Source organism: Paenibacillus sp. FSL F4-0243 (assembly GCF_037963295.1).
Lineage (GTDB): Bacteria > Bacillota > Bacilli > Paenibacillales > Paenibacillaceae > Paenibacillus_AQ.
Genome location: NZ_CP150151.1, coordinates 4,743,987 through 4,769,587, shown reverse-complemented (window position 1 = coordinate 4,769,587; position 25,601 = coordinate 4,743,987). Strand labels below are relative to the sequence as shown.

The following is a 25,601-nucleotide window of genomic DNA, read 5'->3' as shown; positions in this document are numbered from 1 at the left end:
TATGCGGCAAGAAAAGCCATATTCTTTTCGACTGCGGCCGCAGCATCCAACAGGGGGAAAACGCCGGTTGTCCTCTAAGCTGCGTAGTATTCAAGTAACGATTACGCTCACTTTTACATCCGTTGCCGTTCTTGTAGCCGTCGTTGTCAGCCTTATGCTGTATAACAAGTTTGCGAAGACAGCAGAAGAGAATGCCAATATGAATATGCAGCAGATTATTGAGCAAGTGAACTACAATTTGGAGCTTTATGTAAAAGGAATGCGAAATATTTTTGAAACTGCAGAAGATCAAATTACGAATAGTCCCTCCGTGGACTCTGCTTTACTGATGGAAAGAATGGCCATGTTAATGGGAAGTAGAGAGGATCTGGTTTCTGCTGCGGTTTTTACACCACAGGGGAAATACGTCGTGGGTACAGCAGGACAGAAGTTGCGCAGCAACACACAGTTAGAAACCCAGAGCTGGTTTACAACGGCCAAAAGAACATCTGAGATCTCCTATTCAGCGCCCCATATTCAGAACTTGTTTAAAGGTCAATATATTTGGGTTGTGTCGATCAGTAAACTCATTCAATATCAGGAAAATGGAGTCCTAAAAACGGGTATCCTCCTGATGGATTTTAACTTTCGCACCATAGATGAGCTGAGTAAGCAGGTTAAGCTTGGTAAAAGAGGATACGCTTACATCCTCGATCAGTTAGGCAACATCGTGTATCATCCGCAGCAGCAGCTTATTTATGCTGGTTTAAAGTATGAGAATGTGGAGCCGGTATTGGAATATGCTTATCGTAGCTATTTGGATGAGTCTACAGGTGAAAAACGATTTATTACAGTACGTACGTTAGAACAAACCGGGTGGAAAATAGTAGGTGTTGCTTATTATGACGAGATCGTGACCACCAAGCGTGATCTGAACAACTTTTTATCCTGGTTCTTAGCGGTAGTTATTTTATGTGTAATTATCGTATCTGTCTTTTTGTCTGCGCGAATTGCCCGTCCGATCCGTAAGCTGGAACGGACACTTCAGCAGGTAGGAGAAGGGGATCTTAATACTCGAATCGATGTGAGTGGCGCCTATGAGGTAGAACAGTTGTCTAAACGCTTTAACCTCATGCTACAGCGTATCCGTCAATTGATGGATCAAATTATTTATGAACAAGAGACGAAACGTAAGGGTGAGCTTGAAGTTCTGCAATCCCAGATTAATCCACACTTTTTGTACAATACTTTGAACTCTGTGATCCGGCTTGCTGAGCGTGGTAAGACGGAGGAGGTCGTTACAATGATTCAATCTTTATCTAAGTTTTTCCGAATTAGTCTAAGCAAAGGGAATAATATGATTACCGTGCAGGAAGAGCTTGATCATATTCGTCATTATCTCGTCATTCAGAGCTTTCGTTTTAAAAATAAATTCCGCTACGAGATCATTGCACAAGATGAAGTACTGCAGTGTCAGACGATTAAGCTGATTTTGCAGCCGATTGTAGAGAATGCCTTGTATCACGGAATAGAAATGATGCCTGATGAAGGCTTAATCTCTATCCAAGCAGAACTGAAGGACAATCTTGTCATTATAAGGATTAGTGATAATGGATTAGGAATGTCCAAGGAGACTATGAAGGTTATTTTGACAGGCGGCAGTAAGAGTATGAGTGGTTCCGGGGTAGGCGTAAGAAATGTGAACGAGCGTATTGAGTTGTACTATGGCCGTGAATATGGACTTTCTTTTGAAAGTGAAATTGAAGAAGGCACTACGGTTACCCTTATCTTCCCGGCACTAGCAAAAGGCGAAGGCAATGAAGGGCTTAAGGAGGATGAGACATCGTCATGAAAACCTTTCGTTTTTGGCTAACCTTGTTAATGTGTGCGGTGTTATGGACTACAGTTACCTCTTGTTTTAATTCAGCGCCCAATTACATTAACACAAATAAGACCCGTAATATTCATCTTATTGTGAAAATGAACAGGGGCGATTACTGGAATACGGTTAAATTGGGAGCAGAAGCTGCAGCGCAGGAATTCAACGTCAAACTAACCTTCAAAGCTCCGGACTCCGAGAGTGACATCACAGAACAGGTGAAAATGGTGCAGGACTCCATAAAAGAAAAAGCAGACGTGATTATTTTAGCTGCAAGTAGTTACATGGGGCTTGCTCAGGTTGTAGATCAGGCGGCTTATTCCAAAATCCCTGTCATATCCGTAGATGCGGAAGTAGGTTCAGCAAGAGTAAGGACATATATTGGCTCGAACGGCTATGAAGCGGGTCAAAAATCTGCAGAACGATTGATCAAGCTGTTAAAAGGATACGGCGAGGTTGGTATTATTAACTTCACCAATTCAACGCAGAGTGAGAAGCTGGAGTCTTCTAACGGCATTGAGTATGGTGCAAGAGACGCGGAGGAGCGGGAGAAGGGATTTTTAAATTACACTGCACGTTATCCGAATATACAAGTGGTTGAGATTTCATACACGACCTCCAGTATTAAGGATGCAGAAGATCTTACACAACTGATGCTGCTGAAGCATCCGAATCTTCGAGGAATCGCGAGCCTGAATGAGACTGCTTCACAGGGGGCGGCAATGGCTATCCAAAGTCGGGGGCTGCAAAATATAAAAATGGTAGCCTTTGATAGCTCTCCTTCCATGATGGAATTGCTGCAGGACGGTACTGTTCAAGCAACAGTGATCCAAAATCCTTTTAGCAACGGGTATTTGGCTGTAAAACATGCCGTTGAAGTGATCGAAGGAATCGATGTACCAGAACGCGTCGATACAGGAACAAAGTTAATTGATTTGGACAATATGCTGTGGCCTGAGAATCAAAAGCTGTTATTTCCGTTTGTTAGATAGGAGCTGTTTTAGAATAGGCGCCGAAGGCGTTTATGCTTATACGTTTCGTGTAACGGATACCATCCTTGAATGGGGCGGTATTCGTTTTTTATTTTAGAATATAAGAAAGTATAAATTTTTAATGAAAATCATCCTTATATTTCTTCTTGGGTTCATTAGAATTTTTATAGTAATGAGTAGGATTTTATATTCGCAAGCGTTTTCAGGTGAGGCATAATATGGATGTACCCGAGACGATCAGGGGCAAACAAAAAAAAGAAGTATAAATAGGAGGTCAATGAATAATGAAAAAAATCACTTCCGTTCTATTAGCTAGTGCTTTGCTGGGTGCTGCTCTGACAGGCTGTGGTGGCAACAACAAAACTACAGATAATGCTGCAGACAAGGCAACTAACGCTCCAAAGACTGAGAACTCGGGCACTACAACAGAAACGCCTAAAGTTGGGGTCGCCATTTACAAATTTGACGATACTTTTATGACAGGTGTTCGTAACGCTATCGATAGTGCGGCTAAAGGCATCGCTACAGTAGATATCGTAGATAGCCAAAATTCACAACCCACACAAAATGACAAGGTTGACTTATTCATCACTAAAAAATATAACGGGATGCTGATTAACCCAGTTGACCGTACAGCTGCTGGCGTCATTATCGAAAAAGCAAAAACAGCAAACATTCCAGTGGTATTCCTTAACCGCGAACCGCTTCCTGAAGATATGAAGAAATGGGATAAAGTTTATTATGTAGGTGCGAAAGCAGAAGAATCCGGTACAATGTCCGGCCAACTGATTGTTGACTACTGGAAAGCACATCCTGAAGCGGACAAGAACGGCGACGGAGTTCTCCAATATGTAATGCTGAAAGGTGAACCAGGCCACCAAGATGCTGAGCTTCGTACTACTTACTCTATTCAAGCTATCGAAGATGCAGGAATCAAGGTAGAGAAACTGGCTGAAGATACAGCAATGTGGGATCGCGTAAAAGGACAAGAAAAAATGGCTGCATTCCTTGGCTCCCACGGCGACAAAATTGAAGCTGTTCTTGCTAACAACGATGATATGGCCCTCGGTGCAATCGAAGCTCTGAAAGCTTCTGGCTACTTTACGGGTGACAAATTCATGCCGGTAGTAGGTGTGGATGCAACTGCTCCTGCGATTCAAGCGCTGGAAGATGGAACAATGCTCGGTACGGTGCTGAATGATGCGAACAACCAAGGTAAGGCTGCCATCACAGTTGCTGCTCTGCTTGCTAAAGGCGAAACGCCTTCGAAAGACAATGTAGGCTTTGATATCACTGACAACCAATACGTATGGATTTCCTACAAAAAGATTACGAAAGACAACATAGCTGACGCTAAGTAATTAACATCGGCTACAGAGTTACTCATGATCATATGACAGCACGGGGAGCGGATAACCGCTCCTCGGTATTTCTTTTAGGCAGGGAACAGGATGGAACCGCTGTGCCTCTCATAAAAAAGAAAAAAAGCGTAGGGGGCGTAACAACATGGAAAAAGCTGAGTTTTTGCTGGAAATGAACAACATTACTAAAGAATTCCCCGGCGTCAAAGCGCTGGATGATGTTAGTTTAAAGGTCAGACCGGGTTCGGTGCATGCCCTTATGGGCGAGAATGGTGCAGGTAAGTCCACACTTATGAAATGTCTTTTTGGTATTTATTCACCGGATGCCGGTGAGATCTTTTTGGATGGCGAGAAGGCTTCCATCAGCAGTTCAAATGATGCGTTAAAAAGTGGTATTTCGATGATTCACCAGGAGCTGCATCCCGTGCCGTTCCGAAGTGTTATGGAGAATATCTGGCTAGGACGTTTTCCAACGAAGGGAATCGGACCGATTCAGTTTATTGACCATAAGAAAATGTTCACTGACACGGAAAATTTGTTTAAAGATCTGGATATCGACCTGAATCCCGAAACATTAGTGGGTAAGCTTTCCGTATCCAAAATCCAATCCATTGAAATTGCGAAGGCTGTCTCTTTTCACTCCCGAGTTATTGTAATGGATGAACCCACTTCTTCCCTAACCAGTGTGGAGGTGGAACATTTATTCCGGATCATACGGGATCTCAGAAGTAGAGGCGTAGCTATTATCTATATATCTCACAAAATGGAAGAGATTCTTGCAATCTCTGACGAAGTTACTATTATGCGTGACGGTAAAAAAATCGGAACTTGGCCAGCGGCAGAATTAACTACAGATCTTATCATTTCCAAAATGGTGGGCCGAGAATTGACCAGCCGTTTCCCTGAACGCTTCAACGTACCTGGTGAAGTATACATGAAAGTGGAAGGCTTAACCTCTCCGGAGGAAAGATCTTTTAAAGATGTGTCTTTCGAATTAAGACGTGGAGAGGTCCTTGGTATTGGGGGTCTGGTAGGTGCCCAGAGAACTGAGGTAATTGAGGCGTTGTTCGGTCTGCGAGCCTTGAAATCCGGAACGATCTCTATTAAAGGCAAGGATGTTACTATTAATTCTCCGAAAGATGCTAAGAAACACGGAATGGCTTTGCTTACCGAAGAGCGTCGTGTAACAGGCATATTTCCAGTCTTGTCTGTTCATGAGAATGGTGCGATTGCTAATCTACATCGTTATCAAAAACCGTACTTCCTGCTGAATAGCAAGAAGAAAAAAGTTGAAGTCGATAAAATGATTGAAAAATTACGAACTAAAACACCTACAACCAAAACGCTAATCATGAATCTTTCTGGTGGTAATCAGCAAAAGGTCTTGCTTGCTAGATGGCTGCTTACTGAGCCCGAAATCCTGCTTCTGGACGAGCCGACCCGTGGTATCGACGTAGGGGCTAAATTCGAGATTTACTCCATAATTGCCGACTTGGCGCAGCAAGGGAAGAGTATCATTATGATCTCCTCTGAAATGCCGGAGCTGCTCGGAATGTCTGACCGTGTAATGGTCATGTCGGAAGGACGGCTTACAGGAATATTAGAAGGCGAGCAAGCTACGGAAACCGAAGTTATGCGTCTCGCTGCACAGCATTAAGGAGTACGGATAGGAGAATATGTTTGCGTAATTTTAAGGGGGATCACTACTAATGAACGTTAAAAAAGCTCAATCCTTTGTGACTCAAAACGCAATTTACATTGTGCTGGTACTGCTGATTATGGGGATCATCATATATGATCCAAACTTTATGTCCATCAACACCCTGCGTGACGTACTGATTCAGTCGTCTACACGCGTTATCATCGCGCTTGGGGTTGCCTTTATCCTTATTACGGCAGGTACTGACTTGTCCGCTGGACGGGTGGTTGGTTTTACGGCGGTTATCTCCGCTTCCATGCTGCAAATCCCAGACTATTCCCGTCGTTTTTTTCCAGATCTTCCGCAAGTGGAAGTAATCCTTCCTATAGCAATTGCTATCGTTGCTGGTCTTCTCTGTGGACTTATAAATGGTATTGTCGTTTCCAAGCTTCATGTTCCGCCATTTATCGCTACCTTGGGTACAATGCTAATCGTGTACGGGCTGAACTCCCTGTACTTTGATATGGACCCGAACCAATCCCAGCCAATCGGCGGTCTGCGTCCTGATTTCACCAAGATCGGCTCGGGCTTTATCGGGAGCGGCCAATATTCAATCCCGTATATCGTGCTGATAGCCTTGGGTGTCGCTGCCATTGTGTGGGTGGTATTCAATAAAACCAAGCTGGGTAAGAATATGTATGCTATTGGCGGAAATATGCAGGCAGCTAAAGTATCCGGTATCGATGTATCCAAGAACCTGATTTACATCTATGCCATTGCTGGTGCGCTTTATGGTCTGGCAGGCGTTCTGGAAGCTGCTAGAACAGGTGGAGCAACTAATAACTACGGTAACATGTATGAGCTTGATGCCATTGCAGCTTGTGTAGTTGGTGGTGTATCTACAACCGGGGGTATCGGTACTGTGCCGGGTGTTCTAGTGGGGGTTATCATCTTTACTCTCATTAACTATGGTCTGACCTTTATCGGCATTAGCCCGTACTATCAGTTGATTATCAAAGGTTTGATTATTATAGCCGCTGTCGCATTTGATATGCGGAAGTACTCTTCGAAGAAGTAGCAGCGTGGTCGCGTGGTGATTAAGGGCTAACTCCGGGGAATATTGGGCTTACGATCGCTGTTGTTCTCAGATTCCTTGATTGATACCGCGTTAGCGGTTGGAATCTGAGAACAAAGGCGACCACTTCGTTTCTACAGCTCCAAAATTCCCCTCCGTTATCCTTATCACCTCGCTGGGGTAGGGCAGAAGAAGCGTTTGCTAGTTATCGCAAACGCTTTTTGGCATGCCTGTTTCGATGGCTTCGCTTCGAAAAAGTAGCAGGTAAAAACAAACAACTAACACTGTCACAACTAAATCTGCCACAACCAAAACTGTTATAACTAAAACTGCCGCAAAAACACTGATACAACTAACACCGTCACAACCAACATTGCTACATCCAATACCGCTACAACAACACTGCTGCAACTAACACCGTCACAACCAACATCACTATACCCAATACTGCTACAACAACATCGTGCCAACACCTTCGTGCGAACACCTTCGCCTACTCCGCCAGTAATCCTATAGCGACTTAGCCACGTCTAAGACCAACTTATATTACATGCAGAAACTTCACTTGTTTTTGTTTGAAATGTGGCAAATGAACGGTAAAAATCCCTTAGAATCGACGAAAATGAGCTATATGAAGCGGAAGCGTGAAGAAACAAGGGCGTAAATACCCCAGAAATCCGGAAAAGAGCCAAAGTGAAAGAAGAATAAGGGGCATAAATACCCCAGAAATAACGGAAAAGAGCCAAAGTGGAAGAAAAAAGGGCATAAATACCCCAGAAATAGCGGAAAAGAGCCAAAGTGGAAGAATAAAGGGTATAAATGCCCCAGAAATAGCGGAAAAGAGCCATAATGGAAGAATTAGGGGTATAAATGCACCAGAAATACCGAAATGAGCTAATGTTGAAGAACAGGAGGTGTAACAGCCTTGAATCGATAGAAACGAGCTACATAGTGAGATAGTGTTGACGAAACACGCTGATAGCAGCGGAGAGAACAGAATGATTGCGTACAAGCAGTAGCGTTCGCCTTTGTTTCCGAATTTCATCCGAAACTGAGGTGCAAATCAAGAAATTTGGAGACAGCAGCGATGGGAGTAACATTCCGTTCGTGGAGCGACTGCTCAGCACATACCGCATCATCACATCAATCGCACTTCCGTGCTCACTCAACACATCTCGCACAAAATCAAACCCACCCACATACTTACTCTGCACATCCTACGTTACTCCTCGCTCCAGGCGTGCTCCATCCCAGTCCCTCCGCCCGTTAGTGTCCGCTCACGCAAGCCCCGCCTCACCACTTGCACAGCTTTCAGTCTCGCCGTCACGTTCTCCCTCACGCAACACCTATTACACACCCTAACCCTTCTCCCACACCTCAAAGATCAAAATCACATAAACCAACATTCTCCCATATTCTATAGGCAAATGCCTTTGTTAAAGGGGAGCGACTGGATGTTAAGGATTAGATTGAATGAGCTGGGGAAAGGGAATGACAATGGTCCATTGCAAGCGGATGTATGGAGATGGGACGGTATTGGCTGGAACGAATATATTACGCAGCAAGAAGAAGATTTCATACGCACAGAAGAGGAGCTGTTCGTTACGATCCCGGCAGAGGCGGGATTATATCGTGTAGACTACTCTAATAAACCTTATGAGACGCCGTATGTATTACCGGAGTGGGTGGACGACGAATTAAGGAATACTGGGCTACATCCGGCGCCTTTTAATCTTAAAGAGGGTATGCTCTGGGGATATATTAACGACGAAGGTCGTGCTCAGATTGAACCTAGATACGAATATGCTGAGGATTTTCAGAAGAACGGGCTAGCAATTGTACAACGAAAAAACAGTAGCGGACTGATCGACAGCTCTGGAAGGGAGCGGGTGAAGCCCATTTACTCGTTCATTGCGCCTTTTTCGGAAGGACGCGCAGTAGTATCAGATGCGAAAGGGTACACATTTATCGATGAAAAAGGTAAAGAGGTGACTCCAGCCCGTTATGATTATCTAAACTCATTGCATGAGGGACTTGCATTATTTTCGAAACAAAATACAACGGGTGGTCCATCACTATATGGGTATGTAGATGCGCAAGGCAAAGAGGTTTTGCCTGCAATTTATGTGGACGCCAATGATTTCATGAATGGTGTGGCTTTGGTCAAGATTAAAGAGGGAGAGTACGCACTCATTGATCCTGAAGGGAAGATTCTCTATACGTACAATCATCCATTCGTAGGGAGTCCGGGTGATGGGCTGCTCTCCTATCAAGCGACTGAGAACGGTAAGTACGGCTATTTAAACACGGATGGAACAGTAGCTATTCAGCCACAATTTACTTCTGCCTTACCTTTCTCTGAGGGGCGTGCAGTGGTGAATACCGCTGAGAACTATGGCAACGCCTACGGGCTGATTGATAAACAAGGAAAAATGATTATCCCCGCGAAATATTATGAAGTCCTGCAGCTTGGTGAAGGCAGAGCAGCTATAGGAACACCAATATTCCCTAGTCAACCTTATCGAGGCTCACGTTACATTATCGCTGATGCAGAGACAGGAGCAATTCTGAGCAATCATACCCTGCTTGGTGTGAATAATTATCAGGACGGACTGGCATCTGTATATGATGCTAAGGAGACTTTTTTTATAGATCGAACTGGAAAAAGAGCAGCTCAGCCTCCAGTTATTCAAGGGACGGGAACACTTACCCTCAGTGGACGCCTAATTAGAGCAGATATAGATCAACGTACAGCATATTATGATCGTCAAGGGAAGCAGATTTGGAGGCAAAATGGAGTCATCCCACTGAGACCTCCATATTCCGTAGTCGAGAAGAAGTACAAACCGAACAGGGATTATCTGGTTTACTATCCGGTTGTTGAAGGAATTGCAAGCGCGGAAGTTTCTAGAGAGGTTAATGATAAATTACGGAAGCTTTCGCTAGTCGAAGACCCGGGTAGTAATGGAGCAACACAGGATTTCAGTTATAATGGTGATTTTTCAGTGTCCTTTTTCCGCAAAAACCTTCTAGTGCTGGAGTTAACGGGTTACCGTTATCCTTTTGGAGCAGCCCACGGCATGCCTACCAAAATCTATACACATACTAATGTACGTAACGGAAGGTTCTATAAGCTAGGTGATTTGTTCAAGCCAGGAAGTAGATACGTGGAGAAGCTCAGTAAAATCGTAGGTAAGCAGATTGAGAACGATCCTGAGTACTCCTATGTTTTTCCGGATACGTATAAAGGAATTACCTCAGATCAGCCTTTCTTTGTAGATAATGAAGCGTTATATCTTTATTTCGCACCTTATGAGATTGCTCCTTATTCTGCGGGTTTTCCTACTTTCCGTATTCCTTATGCAGAAATTATGGGACTTATCTCTACTGAGGGAGAATTTTGGCAATCGTTTCACTAGTTACTTATTATCTATTAGCACATAGAAGTTGCTATTCTCTCGAGAATGGCGACTTTTTTTGCTTTTTAACGCCAATATCGAATGCAATTCATGCTCAGGAAACTTACAATCAAGACTGGTAAATGTTAAAAATTAGAAGAGCACAGCTGATAGATTTATGCTACAATGACTGAGGAATAAATTACAACTTTGTAACATTTGTAGCTGGTCACTCTAAGCAGAAGCATATAGTACACACAAGAAAGAGGAGATGGCAGAATGAAGAACAAGAGATTAAGAGCAATTATTGGTGGTAGTGTAGCAGCTGTTATGGCACTTAGTATTTCTCTTCCACTCGAAGCGAATGCGGCCTCAACTGAGGTAACAGTAATTAAATCAGGTACTAGCTATGAGCAAGTTTTACAATATTTAAAACAAGCTAACTTACAGGGATTCCCTATTTTTAATAGCACAATCGTGGTGTCCAAGCCTCAAACAGGAACGGTTCCAAATAAAGATACATCTACCGGAACTCCGGTTACTAAACCTTCGGATACGACTACTGTAACTAAGCCTGTAACTAAGCCTGTAACTAAGCCTTCGGATACGACTAATGTAACTAAACCTGTAACTAAACCTACAGAAACTACACCTACTACAGGTGCTGTGAGCAATAAAGGAACTTATGTTCAACAGATCGTAACGCTGGTAAATAAAGAGCGTGCAGCAGCTGGTTTGAAGCCTGTTGCTGGACTAGACAGCCTTCATAAAGTAGCAGCTACAAAAGCTACGGATATGCGTACTAATAACTATTTTTCACATACTTCACCTACGTATGGTTCACCATTCGATATGATGAAATCCTTTGGTATCACTTATAACGCTGCAGGCGAGAACATCGCCATGGGTCAAAAAACACCAGAAGAAGTAATGAAAGCATGGATGAATAGTCCTGGTCACAAGGCTAATATTTTGAATGCTAACTTCAATTATATCGGTGTAGGGTATGACAATAACTATTGGGTTCAAGAATTTATTGGTAAATAATTGAAAAAAAGTTGCTGGAATCAAACGTTCTCCGATGAAAATCGGGGAACGTTTTTTTGTACCAAAACTTTAATCGCTAAATTTTTTTGAGAATTTTCGTATTCAGATTCGGGTTAAATAAGCGGATTAGCTGGATTTATTTCTATTTTAGACATTTGCAAAACCGGTATGGAAGATTTATGTTTATGTACATAGTTAAGATCTTTGTAAAATGTGGAACAATACATAATAGAACGGCACACGGAGGGATGGCTTTGAATGATTCAAAGTGGACATGGCGCACGGTTAGCCTGATTTCCATAGTAACAACAATAATTCTAATTGTAGGTTTAGTTTATGCGGTCAGAGACATCATCTATCCGGTTGGAGAAGCGTCAGGGACCAACTTACCTCAGCAAACAGCCGCTCCAGTGACGGAGACGGTTAAGAAGCTCAAAGTTGTTGCTCTCGGAGATTCGCTAGCCAAGGGAACTGGTGATAACACCGGAGAAGGATTTGTTAAGCGTACGGTTAGTGGTTTATCCGCTAAAGGTGTCGAAGTTGATTTACTGGGTAATATGGGAATTAATGGTTTAACAACTGCAGGACTGCAAAGCAAGCTGGATGAAGATGGTATAGATTACGCGCTGCATATGGCGAATGTCATTCTGCTCTCGATCGGAGGGAATGATTTATTCAAGGACTCCAATATTTTGCAGAATAGTGGCGCACTTCAAAGTGAATCCACGACTGATCAAGAGCTGACTCCAGAGTCTTTGCTAGCAGCCCTTCCGGAAGCAGTAGAAAGATTAGGTAAGATTCTGGAGAAAATCACGGAAATCAATCCAAACGCTCAAATTTATTATATGGGGTTATACAATCCCTTTGGTGATATACCAGATCTACTTGTACCAGGTAATCAGGCGGTTGCGAAGTGGAATAATGCGGCAATGGATATTATTAATAAGCACAGCAATATGACATTGGTTCCAACCTTCGACTTGTTTAACAAGCATTTGGACAAATACTTATCAACGGATCATTTTCATCCGAATGGGGATGGCTATCAACGAATTGGAGAGCGATTCATTCAGGCTATACACTAGAAAAAGAAGTGAGAGCCAGCTTTCTAAGAATGATGATTTGTATTAGATAAAATATCCTTTGAGCAAGTACTAGCCAAGGAAATGACAGTAACAAGGAGCTAAGGAGAATATGACAAAAGCGAACAGTGGAGAATCCAGCCCGGTCGTCTTGTCTGTAGACGGGGTACGGAAAAAAATAGGGCGAAAGTGGATTATAGATGATGTTACGTTTGATGTGAGAGAAGGAGAAATTTTTGGCTTCCTCGGACCCAATGGAGCTGGGAAGACAACTACGATTAGAATGCTTGTCGATTTGATTCGTCCAAGCGAGGGCAAGATTACGGTATGTGGTTACAATGTGAACCGAAATCCGGAAAAAGCGTTGCAATTTGTCGGCTCTATCGTTGAGAATCCTGAGGTATATACCTATTTGACGGGATGGGAGAATTTACAGCATTTTGCCCGTATGCAGCCAGGTATAGATAATGCACGTATTAGTGAAGTCGTAGATATCGTTCGGTTGGATCAACGAATCCATGATAAGGTAAGTACATATTCGCTTGGGATGAGACAACGACTTGGTATAGCGCAGGCTCTTCTGGGACGTCCGCGTCTGCTTATTCTGGACGAGCCTACAAATGGCTTAGATCCAAAGGGAATTAAGGAGCTGCGAGAATTTATACGCAAACTAGCAGATGAGGGTTTAGCGGTATTTGTATCGAGTCATTTACTTAGTGAAATCCAGCTTCTCTGCGACCGTGTTGCGATTATTAGTAAAGGGCGAGTACTTGCAGTGGGTGCGGTAGATGAGCTGATCGCTCGAAATTCTCCGTATGTACTTTGGGAGCTGGAGCCTTTTTCTGAAGCTAGGGCATTACTGGCTGATCGCCCGGATATTCAGATTCAGAATCTGGAAGACGTTACCTTGGATGATTCAATAATTGCTGGTATGGGCCCGAATTCTTTAATAACAATTATGGAGCAGGATTTGATCCCCGAGATTGTGGCTGTTATGGTGACTGCTGAAATCGAAGTTAGGGCTGTGCATAAAATCAATCCGACACTGGAACAGCTATTCTTGAAACTAACGGAGGGTGAGAACGTTGAATAATATGCTTCCGCTAATCCGTAATGAATGTTTAAAAATCATAAAAAAGAAACGGTTTTATGTTATACTGCTGATTCTGATTGTACTGGTGCCTATGTTCACCTACGCTCAAATGCGCTCAGCTGAGCGTAGCCGAGATAAATTCAACTCCGATTGGCGCCTGGAGATCCAGCAGCAGATCATTGATAATCAAAATTCTTTGGGTAGCGACCGAATTCCAGAGGAATGGAAGACTTATCGGCGAATATTTGTACAGCAGCTTCAGTACTACCTTCACCATGATGTGAATCCGAACGAGCCAAGTGGCGTTACCTTTACCCGTGAGTTTATGGATAATTCCGTTACTTTATTTATTCCGCTGCTCATTATGGCGGTAGCCTCGGATTTAGTTTCTGCGGAGCGAACTACAGGGACGATCAAAATGCTGCTGACAAGGCCAGTTAAGCGTTGGAAAGTTTTGTTTAGCAAATTAGCGGCTCTGCTTATGTTTGTCTCGCTTATTGTGCTCTCCACCTTTGTGATCAGCTACCTTATCTCTGGTCTTGCTTTTGGATATAAGGGCTTTAATATCCCTGTCTTTACAGGCTTTAAGATCAGTGGAGACTCGGTGGATATGTCTACTGTGCATGCAGTACCACAATGGAAATATATGCTTATGCAAGGTGGATTGGTCTGGTTCGTAAGTGTCGTAGTTGCCCTGCTTGCTTTTATGATCTCTGTACTTGTAAGGAGCACTGCTGCTAGTATAGTGGTCATGATGGCAGCGCTGATCGCTGGAAATATTCTGACTAATATGGCCTCAGCCTGGACAACAGCGAAATATTTATTTATGGTAAATCTTGGACTGACCGGTTATTTGTCAGGAACTCCCGCACCCATAGAGGGGATGTCCTTGTCATTTTCCATGGCTGTACTGGCTGTATGGGGGGCTGCTTCGGTGATCATTTCATTCGCCGTCTTTACGAAAAGGGATATTTTGAATTAGAATGTACAAAGTGACGAAAACGTTTGTTTGCATTTCTAGAGATATAAGAAAGTATAAGTTTTGCACTTATACTGTATGTCTTATATTTCTCGCTTAAAGGCTTACCGTCTTTATAAGGACGCCGAAGGCGTTAATGCTTGAGTATAGAGAAAAGAAGGAGGAGCATGAATGCTCGAACAGATCGATATGTTTGCTGAAGTTTCTAATAACGGCGAGAATAGCCGTACTGGATACGATGCTGACGACATTCAAGTGCTCGAAGGTCTGGTTGCAGTACGCAAACGACCTGGCATGTATATCGGCAGTACAAGTTCTTCGGGACTACATCATCTAGTATGGGAAATTGTAGATAATGCTGTGGATGAGCATTTAGCCAAGTATTGTACGAAGATTGACTTACTGCTTCGCAAAGATGGCTCAGTAACGGTGACGGACAACGGTCGTGGGATTCCAACTGGAATGCATAAGACAGGAGTGCCAACGCCGCAAGTTGTATTTACAATTTTGCATGCAGGCGGTAAATTCGGTGGATCTGGTTACAAGAAATCAGGCGGTTTGCATGGCGTAGGGGCTTCAGTAACGAATGCTTTGTCTGAATGGCTTGAAGTAGAGATTTATCGTGAAGGCAAAATCCATCGTCAACGTTTTGAATATTGGGTGGACAAGAAGGGGAAAGAGCATGTTGGCGAACCTGTAACGGGCCTTGAAATTCTGGGCAACACCAACAAAACCGGTTCGAAAATTACTTTTAAACCGGATATTCGCGTCTTTCCAAATGGAATTGCCCTGAATTATGATACGCTGGCAGAGCGAGTACAGGAGATTGCCTTTCTGAATTCCGGTCTGCGTATTACGCTGCATGATGAGCGGAGCAATCGTCAGGATGAGTTCTTTTACGAGGGTGGAGCAAGCCAATTCGTACAGTTCCTGAATGAGGGCAAGGATGTTCTACATGATGTTATTCACTTCAGCGCTGAAAAGGACGATATCGAAGTGGAAGTAGCCCTTCAGTACAATGGAGGCTATACAGAAACCTTGGCTTCCTTCGTTAACTCCATTCCTACTCGTAGCGGCGGTACTCATGAGACAGGCTTTAAGACCGCGTATACTCGTGTGTTGAATGATTATGCACGACGTACACAGCTGCTTAAAGAAAAGGATAAGAATTTAGAAGGAAATGATTTGCGCGAAGGTATGATGGCTGTCATTAGTGTCAAAATGTCCGAGGTTGAATTTGTTGGACAGACGAAGGATCAGCTTGGTAGTGCTTCTGCTCGTAGTGCAGTAGACTATATCGTATCTGAGAATATGGCTCGTTTCCTGGAAGAAAACCCACAGGTAGCACAGAGCCTTCTGAAAAAATCAATTCAGGCCTCGAAGGCTCGGGAAGCGGCTCGCAAAGCCCGCGATGAGATCCGTACAGGTAAGAAACGTAGCGAGAGCTCGAATCTTGGCGGAAAATTATCACCTGCGCAGTCTAAGGACGTTACACGAACTGAGCTGTTTATCGTAGAAGGTGATTCAGCTGGTGGCTCAGCGAAGCAAGGCCGTGATTCAAAGATTCAGGCGATCTTGCCGCTAAAAGGGAAACCGATGAATCCGGAAAAAGCCAAGCTGCTGGATATCCTGAAGAACGATGAATATAAAGCGATCATTTCCACGATTGGTGCAGGAATTGGTCCGGATTTTACCGTCGAAGACAGCAATTATTCCAAAATTATCATTATGACCGATGCGGATACAGATGGAGCGCATATTCAGGTGCTGCTGCTGACATTTTTCTATCGTTATATGAAGCCGTTAATAGATGCCGGAAAGGTTTTTATTGCTCAGCCTCCGCTTTATAAGCTGACCCGCAAAACGGGCAAGCTGGAAACCGTAAGGTATGCATGGAGTGATGAAGAACTGCAAAATTACTTAAAGGAATTCGGCAAAAACTTCGAGCTTCAGCGTTATAAAGGATTGGGTGAGATGAACCCTGATCAGCTGTGGGAAACAACGATGAATCCAGAATCGCGTACACTGCTTCAGGTGCAGATTGAGGATGCTGCTAAGGCTGAGCGTCGTGTTTCTACACTGATGGGTGATAAAGTCGATCCACGTAAACGCTGGATTGTTGAAAATGTCGATTTCACTGAAATTGTAGAGTAGTTGCAGTTAGTAGTGCTGCAAGTGACGAATACTTCCACTGTTTTTAATTTTTTGGTGATAGGCAAACGGAGTGGCGGAATCGTTCTGGAGGAGCGTTAGCGTTCGCCTTTGTTTCCGGATTTTATCTGCTAACAGCGGTATAATCAAAAAATCTGGAAACAACAGCGACCGGAAGAATGATCCGCAAAGCGAAGTGAAAGAATATCACCAATCTTTAAGAAAGTGGACAGATTGAGGAACAGAAGGTGAGCCAAGTGAGTAGTTTATCAGAACAATTTTTGCCGGCTTTTCTGGAAGAGGTCGTCGGTGACCGCTTTGGTCGGTATTCCAAATATATTATTCAGGACCGGGCGATTCCCGATGTCCGCGATGGACTTAAGCCTGTACAACGCCGTATTCTTTATGCAATGTACGATTCTGGCAACACGCCTGACAAGCCGTACCGCAAGTCGGCCAAAACCGTCGGGGATGTAATGGGTAATTACCATCCACATGGTGACTCCTCGATTTACGACGGTATGGTTCGTATGGCACAGCCATGGAAGATGGGGCATGTTCTTGTTGACGGTCATGGCAACTGGGGTTCGATGGACGATGACCCAGCTGCGGCAATGCGTTATACAGAAGCACGCTTATCTCCGATTGCAATGGAGATGATGCGTGATATCGAGAAGCGGACGGTGCTGTTTAAGGACAACTTTGACAATACAGCCAAAGAGCCTGTGGTTGTTCCTTCCCGGTATCCGAATCTACTCGTAAACGGCACGAGTGGGATTTCCGCAGGCTTTGCCACTGAGATTCCGCCACATAACCTACGTGAGGTTATTGATGCTTGTATCGCAGTGATGCAGAAGCCGGATATTGAACTTGAAGATATCATGACCTTTATGAAAGGTCCGGATTTCCCTACAGGCGGCACTATTATGGGCGGAGACGGCATCATGGATGCTTACCGCACTGGTAAAGGCCGTATTTATTTACGCTCCAAGACTGAGATTGAAAATATGCGTGGCGGCAAGCAACAAATCGTGATTACGGAAGTTCCATTCCAGATTGTAAAATCACGACTAGTTACCTCCATGGAGAATATTCGATTAGAGAAGAAAATCGATGGCATTGCTGAAGTTCGTGATGAGAGTGGACGAGAAGGACTTCGGATTGTGGTTGAACTCAAGAAAGAAGCGGATGCCCAAGGCGTTTTGGCGTATCTGCTCAAAAAAACCGATCTACAAATCACCTATAATTTCAATATGGTGGCGATTGTCAACAAGGCTCCGCAACAGCTTGGTCTTAAAGCCATCCTGGAGGCTTATATCGCGCATCAGCGTGAAGTAGTGACTCATCGCACCCAATTTGATCTGGAACGCGCAGAAGACCGTGCTCATGTCTTAGAGGGCTTGGTTAAGGCGCTGAATATTCTGGATGAGGTCATCGCTGCCATCAAAGCATCGAAGAACCGTCAGGATGCTCAGAACAATCTCGTGTGGATGTTCGGGTTCAGTGAACGTCAAGCGGATTCTATTCTTACCTTACAATTGTATCGTCTGACGAATTTGGAGATTACTTCACTCCAAAAAGAATTGGATGAAATGATGGCAAAGATTACACATCTGCGTGGCATTTTGGAAAGTGACAAGAAGCTCGTAGCTGTAATCCGTAAGGAATTGCTGGAGATCCGCGACAAATACGGGATCGATCGCCGTTCGCTGATCCAAGGCGAAGTTGAGGAGCTTAAGGTTAGCCTTGAAGCGCTGGTCAACGCAGAGGATGTGTTAGTAGCACTTTCCGCAGACGGTTATATTAAGCGTACAAGTATGCTTTCCTTTACCCGCTCTGGTGGGGAACGTCATACATCAGGCGTTAAAGAAGGCGATCATATCGTTAAGCTGCTCGATGTGAATACCCGTGACAGTCTGCTGGTATTTACGCGCAAGGGGCAGTACTTCTTACTTCCGGTTCACCAGATTCCAGAGTTTAAATGGAAAGAACCAGGTACTGCGATTGTTAACGTTATCGGATTGTCTAAAGGGGATGGAATCATTAGCGTGATTCCGGTCAATAATCTTGATGATCCGCAGCAAAGCCTCGTGTTTATCACCCGCAGAGGTCAGGTTAAGCGTACAGAGCTCAAGGAATACTCTACAAGCCGCTCTGGAGCCGTAGCAGCCTGTAAGGTAGCAGACGGTGATGAGATCATTACAGTGGCTACTAGTACGAATGACAAGGATATTGTACTCGTGACTCGTGAAGGAATGAGTATTAGATTCCATGAGAATGAAGTTAATCCTATGGGCCGTGTTGCATCCGGTGTAAGAGGCATTCAGCTTCGTGAGGGCGATGAGGTGATTTCTTGCTTCTGGGTCAGTGAAGATGAAGGTGAGATCCTTTCTATCTCCGATATCGGATATGCGAAACGTTCATTACTAGTGGATTATCCATCTCAAAGCCGCGGTGGCAAAGGGATGCCAACCTTTGAATTTAAGGAAGGCAAGCGAGTACGACCAAATGGCAGTAAATTGGCAGGGGCTTTCTATTGCAGAGAACCGCTGGAACTTAATGCAATTACACGGGAGAATGCACATCACACGTTCTCTTCTGAATCTGCACCACTCGGAGAGCGTCGTTCTACAGGCAAACAGATTGTTCCTGTGGAGAAAAAGGATGAGATTGTTACTCTTTTCCCGGCAGTTAAGTAAAACGAATTAGTAATAAACAGATTTGTTAAAATAACTTATCAAGGTGCTTAGTCAATTCTTCTTGAGAACTGACTAAGTGCCTTTTTTTAATTTTCCCGCTTATCAGTTTAGAAGATTTATTTTTCTTCTTTTGCAGGAAATGGAATTTGTTTCGCGAAAATGTAGTTATACCGGATAGAACCGCAAGGAAAGGAAGGAATCAGTGTGCACGCTTCTGAATTCAGTAAAATTTGGCATAAAATTTTAAAAGATTACAAACTACATATGGACAGTAATCTTGCCCCATCGCTAACGGATGCCCAACTCACAGTACTTGAACTGCTTCAAGAACGTGATGCCATGAAGCCTTCTGATCTGGCTCCACATCTGGCGACCAGTCCTGCAGCGGTTACTATGTTACTTGATCGGATGGAGAAAAATGGGCTTATCATTCGGGAGAGAGATGCTGCGGATCGCCGTATTGTATGGGTGAGTATAACGGAAATTGGAACGCAGGAGACTGTACGTGGTTTGAAGATCCGCAGTGATTTTTTTGCAGAAGCGCTTGATCCGATATCCTCTCATAACCAACAGCTACTACTCTATTTAATGGGCAAAATGGTTGTTACAACTGCACCGGAAGGTTCTACACCATGAATATATACAACAACTCTTTATTTCAAAAAAAAGAAGGCCATCCATTAACGGATAGCCTTCTTTTGTAATTCCTTGGACCATAAATCCCATGGATGGGTTTGCGGAGGCAGGGAAATAAGTTCTACTTCTTCTTTAGTAACAGGGTGGGGAAAGCCTACAAGTGCAGACCACAGTGCAATTTGCTGTCCAGGTCTGTTCACCGAAGCCCCATACTTCTGATCACCGTATAAGGGGCAGCCGATGGAGCTAAGCTGCACTCGAATTTGATGTGAACGACCGGTAAGTAAATCGATCTTGAGCAGGCTGTAACCCTCAGCGCTGCCAAGTACTGTGTAATCCAGAATGGCTTCCTTACCGCCGGGTGTTCCTTTCCGGACTACAGTGACGGTATTGCTCTTGGCGTCTTTAAGCAGCGTATCGGTAAGACGGCCATGAGATGCTGGTGGTTTACCGTGCACGACCGTTAAGTACACCTTATGAAAGCTGTGAGTTCTGACACACTCGGATAGTCTTGAGGCTGCTTTTGATGTCTTGGCAAAGATCATTGCACCCCCAACCGGACGATCCAGGCGGTGGACTAGCCCCATATAGACGTTGCCAGGCTTGTTAAAGCGTTCCTTCACATCTTCTTTGAGCAGGTTGAGCAGATCAGGATCTCCAGTAGCATCCTCCTGAACAGGAATATTCACGGGCTTCACTATGCCTAGAAGATGATTATCTTCGTATAACACTTCAAAGCGCTTCGACATTCCGTCCAGCGGCTCGTTGCTGCCAGATAAATGCTGTGTCATGGCTTACGCCTCCCAGCGTCCCAGAATACCGCATGGCAGGTTCATGCCGGAGGAAGTGATCGGAAGACCGATTTCACCGGAGGTGAGCTTCCCGCCATAACGTTTCCCCATGGTCATCGACAACATATTACGTAGGACAGTTGGAGAAATCCCAGTGGTGTATGAATTGATTAGCATAAACAAAGGTTTGTCGCTCATTATTTGCATACAGCTCTCAAGGAAAGGATATAAGCTGGATTCCAGCTTCCACATTTCTCCGCCAGGTCCTCTTCCATAGGAAGGCGGGTCCATTATAATCGCATCATACTTACTACCACGACGTTGTTCACGTTGTACGAATTTGAATACGTCATCCGTGATGTAGCGAACTGGACGCTCGCCCAGGCCGGACAGCTGGACATTTTCTTTTGCCCATTGCACCATTCCTTTGGCTGCATCCACGTGAACAACAGAAGCGCCGGCACTTGCGGCGGCTACAGTAGCTCCACCAGTGTAAGCAAATAGATTCAGTACTGAGATCGGGCGGTTAGCAGCCGCAATCTTGTCCATCATCCAGCTCCAGTTGGCCGCTTGTTCAGGGAATAACCCTGTATGCTTAAAATTTGTAGGACGTAAATGGAATTTTAATTTTCCGTAACTAATTTTCCAATCATCCGGAATTGTTTTTTTCATTTCCCATTGTCCACCACCGGCTGAGGAACGGTGATAATGACCGTGTACATCACGCCATTTCGCTGTCTCATTGGAGAGTGGCCAAATAATTTGTGGATCCGGACGGCGCAGGATAATGTCACCCCAACGTTCAAGCTTCTCTCCACCGCCAGTGTCAATTACTTCATAGTCTTTCCAGTCGCTAGCTATATACATTTTTTAATCCATCCTTCAAAAATTCATTTAGCCTTTATTGTACATCATTTCACCATATAGCTACAAACAAAATACGCACAAGCTCAACACTCTACTTATTTTATCCAATGAAGATTATGTGTATAATATTTCCATGCTCACAGCTATTATTCTGGTAGATCAAGCAATGATTGTGTATGATCAGATATCAGAGTCTTTACAATATTTATGATCGGAGAATAGCAGCTTATGTTCAATCTTGCGCCTCTATATTTCCCGATAACTGCAAATCCAGCACAAACTAGTGAATTTCTACCCAGTCAAGCTTTGCAGCCATATATTCGCTGTTTCTGGGGGTCTGTTACACCGCGTATTCCTACAGAGGCATCCGTTCACGTAGTGGACAAGGCATCTGGTTACGAACCTCGAATGGAAACAATTATTCCAGATACATGCATGGACATTATTTGGAATCTGAATGAGTTGACAGGCTTAACAACTACCGTTTTTTCCGGTATCAATGATGCTCCTTTTGAAGTCCCTTCAGACAGAGGGGAAGGTATGATCTCAACCTTTGGTATCCGATTTCATTTCTGGGCCGTTCATTTTTTTGCAGATGACCATCTCCGGGATGTCTTGAATGCATTTGTAGATGTGGACCAATACTTTTGTACTTTTAAAAAAGAGCTAGGATTTCTGCTGGAACAAGCAAATTCTATGAATGAAAGGATAGCGGCAGCTGAGGCTTATCTTTTTCAGCGTCTTGAGCGTGGTGGACGGACTAATGATCGGATGATGAATGCAATTTACACCCTAATTAAACAAAAGGGTGTGGTAACAGCTGAGGATTTGGAAACCAGCTCTAATCTAAGCAGACGTCAACTAGAAAGACTGTTTCAAGAATACATAGGTGTATCGCCTAAAAAAACAGCTGACCTTGTGCGATTTCAGAATGTATGGCGGGAAATGTATCAACTGCCTGTGCAGACGAAGAATATGCAGGATCTTATTTTTACGTATGGATTCAGCCACCAGCCTCATTTTATAAACAGTTTCAAGAAATATGCAGGAAGAACACCACTTGAGGCTTTAGTCTATGCGGGCAGATAAATGTCGCAATTTTGCAATACAAAGGGTGCTAGCCTTGTTAAACTCAAGTAAGAAATGGGCACTATGATGATGAGAACGAAAGGGGACAAATTATGATTTCGTCTTTTGAAGGTACTAACATCTACACTAAGGATACTGCTGCGTTGGCTGCATTTTATTCGGAGGTGCTAGGGATTCCAATTCCGTTCGAAGGCTACGGCAATTTTGATGGCGCAAAGATTGGATTCGACAAGAAGCAGCCTGGAATCATCATTTGGGATGAGACGAAATGGGAAAAGCTCACGACTGGCTTTGTTAATTTAGTATTCGGCTGCGATAATCTCGATGAGACGTACGAGCAGTTAAAGGCTAAGGGACTGGATTGTCAGCCACCGGTTACGATGGCGTATGGCGGGAAAGAAATGAATTTCCGCGATCCAGATGGTAATCACATTACCTTGCTCGAAGGAGCATACTAAATAATTTTGAACAAAAAAGGGATTGAACGCAAACATCAACCGTGTGAATAAACGGGAGTTTGCGTTTTTTTTATTTATTCATTTGACAATGATAATCATTATCAAATAGAATGAGGGTGAAGCACACATCATTTAAATTTTATGTTTAGTAATGGGAGGAACAGAAAGATGACTAAAGTGCTAGTGGCATACGCCAGTCTAACTGGAAACACTGAGGAAATGGCTGAATTGATTGTAGAGGGAATACGCCAAGCAGGCGGTGAAGCCGTTTTGAAATCGGTCACTGAATGTAACGCGGTTGAGATAAATTCATATGAAGGCGTTCTGTTAGGAGCATACACTTGGGGAGATGGTGAGCTACCTGATGAAGCTCTTGATTTCTATGAGGAGATGGATGAGCTTGATTTGACCGCTATGAAATCAGCAGTTTTTGGCAGTGGAGACACAGGTTACGCAATTTATTGTGGAGCCGTGGACTTATTCGTGGAGAAGTTAAAGGAACGTGGAGCTGTGATATTACAGGATAGTCTTAAGATTGAATATGGCCCGAACGCTGCTGAAAAAGAAGCTTGCCGTCAATTCGGTCGTCAATTTATCGAAGCTTGTATGGTGGCATCATAGGATGGGCGGGCCAGCGGGAAGTTGGATGAAGAAACAAGTGAATTTACATACGCCTCCATATAAACGACTGCATGATTATCGAGTGGAGCACATTATGCTTGGAGGGGCCGAGAATTTATCAAGCGGAGCTCCAGCGACCGGGCTCCCACGCTGGCGCCAGCAGGTTCAATATGCTGTAGGGCATACACTTAACGACTTTTATAGTTTGCTGCCTGAAGTTCGAAGGGAGACACCGATACAATTTCTGTTAGAGCGTCGTTGGCCACCTAGGGGGGATGCTTTTCCTTCATTACTGCAATATTGGGATATCAAGACGAGTATAGCGGATGAACTAATGCGTATCGTTTCGACCAATCATTTACTGGAAATTCCGGTAATGCTATACGAGCAGTGGTATGTGCCAGTCCCGGAGCTGAGCTTGGAGCTTTCGATGATTACTCAATTAGCTTGGAATTCTACTCAGAATGGTCGAAGCCTGAACATTCAGAAATTTATGGTGAATGGCAATGAGGATACTATTGCGGGCTTTTTGCATATGACAAACGTCTTTTGTTATGCGGCTTACGGTGAACCTGCGGAGACCGTGGAAATCTACTCCTTGCTAGAGGGTCGTAAATGCTCTTACAATGGAAATGCAGTCCCGTATAAGGAGTCTTTGGATTATGTTCGATTGTTATCTGTATTTCTGGAGCAGGAAGTGCACGCTGATGGCTCATTAAACTGTAGCGACCGTAGAAATGATAGAGGCGAAGCTAATGTTGGAGGCTTTGGGCTGATGTGATTACTCCTAATAATAAAATAAGGCCTCCTGCTCTACAGGCGAGAACACCCATTAGACAGGAGGCTTTAATTCTATGGATTAGCCGATATAACGGTAATAATCCTGTTTATTCTGAATGATAAAGCCACAGCTTTCATATAGCTTAAGCGCATTGGGATTATCTAGAGCGACCTCGAGATTAATTCCATTATAGTTTTTACGTTCTCGTTCGATCGTTTGAAGAAGTGCACTTCGTCCAATGCCTAGCCCCCGTAGCTTCTTGCTGACAGTAAATCCATAAATCCAGGTTTCATTATCTTCGGTCCACAGCCGCATTTTACCAACAGGTTGTCCGTCCATTTCGATCATAATATGTTCTTGCAGGCCTTCCTGTTTCTGCAGGTCATAGAGTTCGGCAGCATCTTCAGTCTTTATGTCAAAGCCTCCACAATCCAGCTCAACGAGAATTGGGGCTTCGTCTTCACGAGCAGGGCGTAAGATCACAGTCCCTGTGGCTGAGCTTGCTTCAGAAGAAGCGACCGAATTTCCGCCCCATTTCATTTGGTATTCCGCGTGATTAAACTCTAGTGGTAGTGTTTGAAGGAATGCTACACCAGATGATGAGGCAGCAGGAGCGTTTAGAAGTAGGGTATCAACATTGCCTCGTTTGATAATAGTTTGTGCTCGGTTCCACAGTGAGGTGAAGATGCCCCGTCGGCGGTAGCCTGGTCGAACCATGCCACAGACCTCCATATCGCTTCCAAATCCATAAAGTCCTAAGAAGCCGACGAGTAAATCATCTTCATATGTCACGAGCCATTCCGTATCTCCTACGCTTGATGGCTGGCGAAGCATATCCCAATTCAATTTCAGTGAAATTCCATCATATTGCTCACAGCGTTCTTGTAATTCTTCTATATTTCTCAAAGTATCAGTAGTAGTCAAACCCGTTTCCTCCTAAAGTGTATTTGAACTAAGTGTATTAGTTCGAATAGGTTAATAAAG

22 protein-coding genes are annotated in these 25,601 nt (G+C 44.0%); 18 read left to right on the top strand and 4 right to left on the bottom strand.

The features are described 5' to 3' along the window. The first annotated feature begins 1 nt into the window (after window position 1). From NSS87_RS21260 to NSS87_RS21235, 6 genes are all read left to right on the top strand, one after another. Complete coding sequence (locus NSS87_RS21260; protein WP_339242647.1) at window positions 2–1,831, top strand: sensor histidine kinase; 1,830 nt, start codon at window positions 2–4, stop codon at window positions 1,829–1,831. Then, complete coding sequence (locus NSS87_RS21255) at window positions 1,828–2,850, top strand: substrate-binding domain-containing protein (RefSeq protein ID WP_076284597.1); 1,023 nt, start codon at window positions 1,828–1,830, stop codon at window positions 2,848–2,850. The genes NSS87_RS21260 and NSS87_RS21255 overlap by 4 nt, the downstream gene beginning before the upstream one ends. Window positions 2,851–3,134: 284 nt before the next feature. Beyond that, window positions 3,135–4,211 carry a galactose ABC transporter substrate-binding protein gene (locus tag NSS87_RS21250; RefSeq protein ID WP_283908245.1) on the top strand — a complete coding sequence of 359 codons (1,077 nt, stop codon included), beginning with the start codon at window positions 3,135–3,137 and terminating at the stop codon, window positions 4,209–4,211. Between the two features lie 145 nt (window positions 4,212–4,356). Further along, a complete protein-coding gene (locus tag NSS87_RS21245; protein WP_042190063.1) occupies window positions 4,357–5,868 on the top strand; it encodes a sugar ABC transporter ATP-binding protein in 1,512 nt (503 codons plus the stop codon). 52 nt (window positions 5,869–5,920) lie between these two features. Then, a complete protein-coding gene (mglC, locus tag NSS87_RS21240) occupies window positions 5,921–6,928 on the top strand; it encodes a galactose/methyl galactoside ABC transporter permease MglC (RefSeq protein WP_042190061.1) in 1,008 nt (335 codons plus the stop codon). A gap of 641 nt (window positions 6,929–7,569) precedes the next feature. Then, a complete protein-coding gene (locus tag NSS87_RS21235) occupies window positions 7,570–7,818 on the top strand; it encodes a hypothetical protein (protein ID WP_339242642.1) in 249 nt (82 codons plus the stop codon). Between the two features lie 51 nt (window positions 7,819–7,869). Here NSS87_RS21235 and NSS87_RS21230 read toward each other — a convergent pair whose 3' ends face one another. Next, on the bottom strand, window positions 7,870–8,139 hold the full coding sequence (locus NSS87_RS21230) for a hypothetical protein (RefSeq protein WP_339242640.1): 270 nt from the start codon (window positions 8,137–8,139) through the stop codon (window positions 7,870–7,872). A gap of 240 nt (window positions 8,140–8,379) precedes the next feature. Between NSS87_RS21230 and NSS87_RS21225 the strand changes: the two genes are divergently transcribed. The 8 genes from NSS87_RS21225 (at window position 8,380) to NSS87_RS21190 (ending at window position 20,010) form a co-directional block, all read left to right on the top strand. Beyond that, window positions 8,380–10,344: a WG repeat-containing protein gene (locus NSS87_RS21225; protein ID WP_339242638.1), complete on the top strand. Its 1,965-nt coding sequence runs from the start codon at window positions 8,380–8,382 to the stop codon at window positions 10,342–10,344. A 258-nt stretch (window positions 10,345–10,602) separates the two neighbouring features. Beyond that, the gene (locus tag NSS87_RS21220; protein WP_339242636.1) at window positions 10,603–11,370 is read left to right on the top strand and encodes a CAP domain-containing protein; all 768 of its coding nucleotides are present in this window, start codon (window positions 10,603–10,605) and stop codon (window positions 11,368–11,370) included. Window positions 11,371–11,618: 248 nt separating this feature from the next. Beyond that, the gene (locus tag NSS87_RS21215) at window positions 11,619–12,455 is read left to right on the top strand and encodes a GDSL-type esterase/lipase family protein (protein ID WP_042190053.1); all 837 of its coding nucleotides are present in this window, start codon (window positions 11,619–11,621) and stop codon (window positions 12,453–12,455) included. Window positions 12,456–12,564: 109 nt separating this feature from the next. Next, on the top strand, window positions 12,565–13,545 hold the full coding sequence (locus NSS87_RS21210; protein ID WP_042190050.1) for an ABC transporter ATP-binding protein: 981 nt from the start codon (window positions 12,565–12,567) through the stop codon (window positions 13,543–13,545). Further along, window positions 13,538–14,527 (top strand): ABC transporter permease, encoded by a 990-nt coding sequence (locus NSS87_RS21205; protein ID WP_042190048.1) that lies wholly within the window; start codon window positions 13,538–13,540, stop codon window positions 14,525–14,527. The genes NSS87_RS21210 and NSS87_RS21205 overlap by 8 nt, the downstream gene beginning before the upstream one ends. A gap of 168 nt (window positions 14,528–14,695) precedes the next feature. Further along, window positions 14,696–16,678, top strand: coding sequence for a DNA topoisomerase IV subunit B (parE, locus tag NSS87_RS21200; RefSeq protein WP_042190046.1), 1,983 nt, complete (start codon window positions 14,696–14,698; stop codon window positions 16,676–16,678). A 254-nt stretch (window positions 16,679–16,932) separates the two neighbouring features. After that, window positions 16,933–19,374: a DNA gyrase subunit A gene (gyrA, locus tag NSS87_RS21195; RefSeq protein WP_339242633.1), complete on the top strand. Its 2,442-nt coding sequence runs from the start codon at window positions 16,933–16,935 to the stop codon at window positions 19,372–19,374. A 204-nt stretch (window positions 19,375–19,578) separates the two neighbouring features. Continuing rightward, a complete protein-coding gene (locus tag NSS87_RS21190; RefSeq protein WP_076284605.1) occupies window positions 19,579–20,010 on the top strand; it encodes a MarR family transcriptional regulator in 432 nt (143 codons plus the stop codon). A 44-nt stretch (window positions 20,011–20,054) separates the two neighbouring features. Here NSS87_RS21190 and NSS87_RS21185 read toward each other — a convergent pair whose 3' ends face one another. Further along, window positions 20,055–20,801 (bottom strand): RluA family pseudouridine synthase, encoded by a 747-nt coding sequence (locus NSS87_RS21185; protein WP_231573316.1) that lies wholly within the window; start codon window positions 20,799–20,801, stop codon window positions 20,055–20,057. A gap of 3 nt (window positions 20,802–20,804) precedes the next feature. Continuing rightward, complete coding sequence (locus NSS87_RS21180; protein ID WP_042190039.1) at window positions 20,805–21,668, bottom strand: class I SAM-dependent methyltransferase; 864 nt, start codon at window positions 21,666–21,668, stop codon at window positions 20,805–20,807. A gap of 228 nt (window positions 21,669–21,896) precedes the next feature. On the opposite strand from NSS87_RS21180, the gene NSS87_RS21175 reads away from it, so the two are divergent. The 4 genes from NSS87_RS21175 to NSS87_RS21160 all read left to right on the top strand — a co-directional run bounded on the left by NSS87_RS21175 (window position 21,897) and on the right by NSS87_RS21160 (window position 24,617). Beyond that, window positions 21,897–22,757 carry a helix-turn-helix domain-containing protein gene (locus NSS87_RS21175; protein WP_339242629.1) on the top strand — a complete coding sequence of 287 codons (861 nt, stop codon included), beginning with the start codon at window positions 21,897–21,899 and terminating at the stop codon, window positions 22,755–22,757. Window positions 22,758–22,849: 92 nt separating this feature from the next. After that, complete coding sequence (locus NSS87_RS21170) at window positions 22,850–23,215, top strand: VOC family protein (RefSeq protein ID WP_076299603.1); 366 nt, start codon at window positions 22,850–22,852, stop codon at window positions 23,213–23,215. 168 nt (window positions 23,216–23,383) lie between these two features. Further along, window positions 23,384–23,836 (top strand): flavodoxin, encoded by a 453-nt coding sequence (locus tag NSS87_RS21165; RefSeq protein ID WP_042190032.1) that lies wholly within the window; start codon window positions 23,384–23,386, stop codon window positions 23,834–23,836. A gap of 25 nt (window positions 23,837–23,861) precedes the next feature. Further along, window positions 23,862–24,617 (top strand): hypothetical protein, encoded by a 756-nt coding sequence (locus NSS87_RS21160; protein ID WP_339242625.1) that lies wholly within the window; start codon window positions 23,862–23,864, stop codon window positions 24,615–24,617. A 78-nt stretch (window positions 24,618–24,695) separates the two neighbouring features. Here NSS87_RS21160 and NSS87_RS21155 read toward each other — a convergent pair whose 3' ends face one another. Then, entirely contained in the window at window positions 24,696–25,541 is an 846-nt protein-coding gene (locus tag NSS87_RS21155; RefSeq protein ID WP_076284608.1) for a GNAT family N-acetyltransferase, read from the bottom strand. Between the last annotated feature and the right edge of the window lie 60 nt (window positions 25,542–25,601).